Annotated in this window: 6 protein-coding genes and 1 tRNA gene; all 7 read left to right on the top strand. The window is 39.5% G+C overall.

Translation table 11 applies throughout. The features are described from left to right. The first annotated feature begins 37 nt into the window (after nt 1-37). The 7 genes from KV696_RS09570 to KV696_RS09540 all read left to right on the top strand — a co-directional run bounded on the left by KV696_RS09570 (nt 38) and on the right by KV696_RS09540 (nt 4306). Nucleotides 38-111 (top strand) — tRNA-Pro (locus KV696_RS09570). 504 nt (nt 112-615) lie between these two features. Then, the gene (locus KV696_RS09565; RefSeq protein ID WP_000681201.1) at nt 616-807 is read left to right on the top strand and encodes a hypothetical protein; all 192 of its coding nucleotides are present in this window, start codon (nt 616-618) and stop codon (nt 805-807) included. Next, nucleotides 804-998: a hypothetical protein gene (locus KV696_RS09560; protein WP_219967532.1), complete on the top strand. Its 195-nt coding sequence runs from the start codon at nt 804-806 to the stop codon at nt 996-998. The genes KV696_RS09565 and KV696_RS09560 overlap by 4 nt, the downstream gene beginning before the upstream one ends. Next, the gene (locus KV696_RS09555; RefSeq protein WP_219967533.1) at nt 985-1869 is read left to right on the top strand and encodes an ABC transporter ATP-binding protein; all 885 of its coding nucleotides are present in this window, start codon (nt 985-987) and stop codon (nt 1867-1869) included. The genes KV696_RS09560 and KV696_RS09555 overlap by 14 nt, the downstream gene beginning before the upstream one ends. A gap of 1 nt (nt 1870) precedes the next feature. After that, complete coding sequence (locus tag KV696_RS09550) at nt 1871-2608, top strand: ABC transporter permease (RefSeq protein ID WP_219967531.1); 738 nt, start codon at nt 1871-1873, stop codon at nt 2606-2608. Beyond that, on the top strand, nt 2608-3705 hold the full coding sequence (locus tag KV696_RS09545) for a sensor histidine kinase (protein WP_219967530.1): 1098 nt from the start codon (nt 2608-2610) through the stop codon (nt 3703-3705). The genes KV696_RS09550 and KV696_RS09545 overlap by 1 nt, the downstream gene beginning before the upstream one ends. Before the next feature lies 1 nt (nt 3706). Beyond that, nucleotides 3707-4306 carry a response regulator transcription factor gene (locus KV696_RS09540; RefSeq protein WP_219967529.1) on the top strand — a complete coding sequence of 200 codons (600 nt, stop codon included), beginning with the start codon at nt 3707-3709 and terminating at the stop codon, nt 4304-4306. Nucleotides 4307-4544: the final 238 nt, after the last annotated feature.

The raw sequence follows: 4544 nt of genomic DNA, 5'->3' as shown, positions 1-4544 counted from the left end.
GGTTCGACTCCTCTAGGGTGCATTTTTCTATTTAACTCGGGAAGTAGCTCAGCTTGGTAGAGTACTTGGTTTGGGACCAAGGTGTCGCAGGTTCGAATCCTGTCTTCCCGATACATTACAGAGATACGTAAGCGTATCTTTTTTTATTTAACTAGATATTATATACATTAAGAGAGAATCAGTTTGCTTCTCTCTTTTTAATTTCAGTAATTCATTTTGATCGCGTATACTTTTTTGTTTCCTGATTTGTTCAATGAATACAGTAGTTTAGGTACATAAATCAAAATTTAACATATTGTATAATTCTTACAAACTTTTAAGAAAGTAATTGAAGAGTTTTTTACTCTGCCTATAATATATGTGTTTTGTACGATAAAAATTTCCGCTCTTTTGATTTTAAATAAGTATTGGTTTTCAATATAGTGTGAATTGGGTTTGATATTTCTTTTAAGGAAGCTGCCTTAGATTTTTCTACTTGTGTTTTATTGTATAGTGTATCTTGCTTGTTTTGAACAGAATCTTTTATGACATTTGTCATATTTCCTTGTGACAGAAGCATCTAGCTCCGCTAACTTCAAAAGACTATAATTGAAGTATGAAAGGGGGGAAGAAAAAATGAAACATAAAGTAATTGTCGCAATGAGTTTAGTAGCAGCAGGAGTCATGACTTATCTCATGTTCTCAGGATTGGATGAAGGTTTCTATCATTTTCCTTGGGAGCTATTTGCAGGATTTGGAATGATGTCCTGGCTTATCCGAGAAGGTTTGAAATTAGTCTCAGATGTGAAAAAGGAGTTTGAAAAATGAAAAAAGCGTTTCTCTATCTTTTTATTGGACTATCACTAGTGGTATGGTTGGTAGAAATGTTTACAGGTTGGTTTGATCAAGCCTTCCTTCACCAAGCCATTCGCGGTGCCTGGGGTCTAGGATTTATGATTTTTATCGCCTTTCCGATGGGAAAGGAGTGGCTGAAAGGAGAATATGATGAACATGATTAAGGTAGAAAGCCTAAATAAAAACATCAAGGGCAAGGCTATTTTGAAGGATATTTCCTTTGAGGTAACAGAAGGTGAATGCGTCGCCTTGATTGGTCCCAATGGTGCTGGGAAGACCACACTCTTGGACTGTTTGCTTGGAGATAAACTGGTCACAAGCGGTCAAGTATCCATCCAAGGCTTGCCAGTGACGAGTTCTCAGTTAGACTACACAAGATCCTATCTCCCTCAAGAAAATGTCATCGTTCAGAAATTAAAGGTCAAAGAGTTGATTGCTTTCTTTCAAAGTATTTATCCAAATCCCTTGAGCAACCAGGAGATCGATCAACTATTGCAGTTTGACAAGCAACAAAAAGAGCAATTTGCAGAAAAATTGTCAGGTGGGCAAAAGCGTCTCTTCTCTTTTGTCTTGACCTTGATTGGGCGACCAAAGCTTGTCTTTTTAGATGAACCGACTGCTGCCATGGATACCTCTACCCGTCAACGTTTTTGGGAAATTGTTCAGGACCTAAAAGCGCAGGGAGTCACTATTCTCTATTCGTCCCATTATATCGAAGAGGTAGAGCATACAGCTGACCGGATTTTGGTCTTGAATAAGGGAGAGTTGATTCGTGATACGACGCCTCTAGCCATGCGTAGTGAGGAGATTGAAAAGCATTTTATCCTTCCTTTGGCTTACAAGGAAGTCGTTGAGCAGTCAAACTTGGTTGACAACTGGGTACAAAAACAGGATGCTCTACAAGTAGTCACACGAGAGGCAAATGCTTTCTGGCAACTGTTAGTTCAAGCAGGATGTAGCATACAAGAAATTGAAGTTAATAACCGCAGTTTGCTGGATACAATCTTTGAAGAAACACAAAAGGGAGCTGACTAAGATGAAACGATGGATCGCATTAAATAAGATAGAATTTCTATTGACCAAACGGCAATCAGTCTATTATCTATTATCCGTAGGAATGCCGACAGCCTTCTATTTATTCTTTTCAGGCATGTACCAGAACACACCTGGTGGACCAGCTAATTTTATGCGTGATTACCTCATCTCCATGACAGCCTTTTCCATGATGTCGACAGCTATCTTCTCATTCCCAGTTGTTTTACATACCGATAAAATCAACAACTGGCAGAAAACATTACGTCATAGCCCTGTAAATATGGTAGAATATTATCTATCAAAGATAACAAGTATGCTGGTTGATTATTTGGTTTCAATCTTGGTGGTTTTCTCAGTTGGGCACTTTGTAAGAGGTGTGGACATGTCTCTTGGAAATTGGATTGGGGCGGCGCTCTTGCTGATTTTGGGAAGTATTGCATTTGTAGCACTTGGCTTGACCTTGACACTCTTGCCTTCTAGTCAGCTGATGTCTGTCGTGGGCAATCTTCTTTACTTTGGCTTGGCTGTTTTAGGCGGACTCTGGATGCCCGTCTCTTTATTTCCAGACTGGATGCAAGCAATCGGGAAGCGTCTACCAAGCTATCAGTTGATGGAATTGATCAAGACATTTTTAAATGAGGGTGGCATCAATCTATCAGCCACAGTTTATCTACTTGTTTTTTCAGCAATTTTGTTTGGTTTGACCATTTACCTTCAAGGTCATAAGGAGAATACTTAATGTTTGAAAGACTGAAAAGCATACATTATATGTTCTGGGTCAGTTTAATTTTTATGATTTTCCCCATCCTACCTGTAGTGACTGGGTGGCTTTCTGCCTGGCATTTATTGATTGATATTCTATTTGTAGTGGCGTATTTGGGTATTTTAACAACTAAGAGCCAGCGCCTATCTTGGCTTTTCTGGGGGATCATGCTGACTTATGTAGTTGGGAATACTGCCTTTGTTGCTGTTAATTATATCTGGTTTTTCTTTTTCCTATCCAATCTCTTAAGTTATCATTTCAGCTTAGGTGGTTTAAAGTCTTTACATGTCTGGACTTTTCTTCTTGCTCAAGTCCTTGTTGTGGGCCAACTGTTGATTTTTCAGAGAATCGAAGTTGAGTTTCTATTCTATCTACTTGTAATTCTTGCTTTTGTCGATTTAATGACTTTTGGTTTGGTTCGGATTCGGATTGTGGAGGATTTGAAAGAAGCGCAGGTCAAGCAAAATGCCCAGATAAATCTATTACTTGCTGAAAATGAACGCAGTCGTATCGGTCAGGATTTACATGATAGTCTGGGGCATACCTTTGCTATGCTGAGTGTCAAGACAGATTTAGCCTTGCAGTTGTTTCAGATGGAGGCTTATCCACAGGTGGAAAAGGAATTAAAAGAAATTCACCAGATAAGCAAGGATTCCATGAATGAAGTGCGAACCATTGTGGAAAATCTGAAATCACGGACCTTAGCATCAGAACTTGAAACTGTCAAAAAGATACTAGAGATTGCTGGAATTGAGGTGGAAACGGCTAATCAACTAGATACTGCTAGCCTTACTCAGGAATTGGAGTCAACGGCTTCCATGATTTTGCTTGAGTTAGTAACCAATATCATCAAACATGCCAATGCGTCTAAAGCTTACTTAAAATTAGAACGGACAGAGAAGGAACTCCTTTTAACAGTAAGTGATGATGGCTGTGGCTTTGCTTCTATAAAGGGGGATGAGCTCCATACAGTCCGAGATCGTGTTCTTCCATTTTCGGGAGAAGTAAAGGTAATTAGTTGGAAACAACCGACAGAAGTTCAGGTTCGACTACCTTATAAGGAGAGAAACTAAGATGAAAATACTTGTTGCAGAAGATCAAAGTATGTTGCGAGATGCTATGTGTCAATTGCTTACCTTTCAACCAGATGTGGAGTATATTCTTCAAGCCAAGAATGGGCAGGAAGCAATCCAACTATTAGAAAAGGAGTCTGTTGACATCGCCGTTCTTGACGTAGAAATGCCTGTTAAGACAGGTCTTGAAGTCTTGGAGTGGATACGAGCAGAAAATTTAGAAACAAAGGTGGTTGTGGTGACGACCTTCAAGCGCCCTGGTTACTTTGAACGTGCAGTCAAGGCTGGAGTAGATGCTTATGTCTTGAAAGAAAGAAGCATTGCAGACCTCATGAAAACCTTGCACACCGTCCTAGAGGGGCGCAAGGAGTTTTCGCCTGAATTGATGGAAGTGGTGATGACGCATCCCAATCCGTTGACAGAACAAGAGATTGCCGTTTTAGAGGGAATTGCTAAGGGCTTATCCAATCAAGAAATTGCGGATCAACTTTATTTATCCAACGGAACAGTCCGAAACTATGTCACCAATATTCTTTCGAAACTAGATGCAGGTAATCGAACAGAGGCAGCTAATATCGCGAAAGATTCTGGTTGGTTGTGATGATATAATATTTTTTGAACATTATGTGTTAAAATTGATGGGATTGAATGGAACAATACTAACTTTAGGAGGGTGGGATTCCTCCTTTTTCTTTTTTGGGGGAGCACTACAAAAGAGCTAAAATTAGGTAAATTCCCAAACTAAGTTCCACCGCTAATCCAAGTGGAAGTTAGTCTGATAAAAATTCTAAAAACCAGTGGAAATCCGTGTCAGGGTAAGTTCCACTGGTTTTAATCAT

The sequence above is a fragment of the Streptococcus humanilactis genome (genome assembly GCF_019448275.1).
In the GTDB taxonomy this organism is placed as follows: Bacteria; Bacillota; Bacilli; order Lactobacillales; family Streptococcaceae; genus Streptococcus; species Streptococcus humanilactis.
Note: the sequence above shows the minus strand (reverse complement) of the source record. Positions and strands in the feature narration are given on the sequence as shown.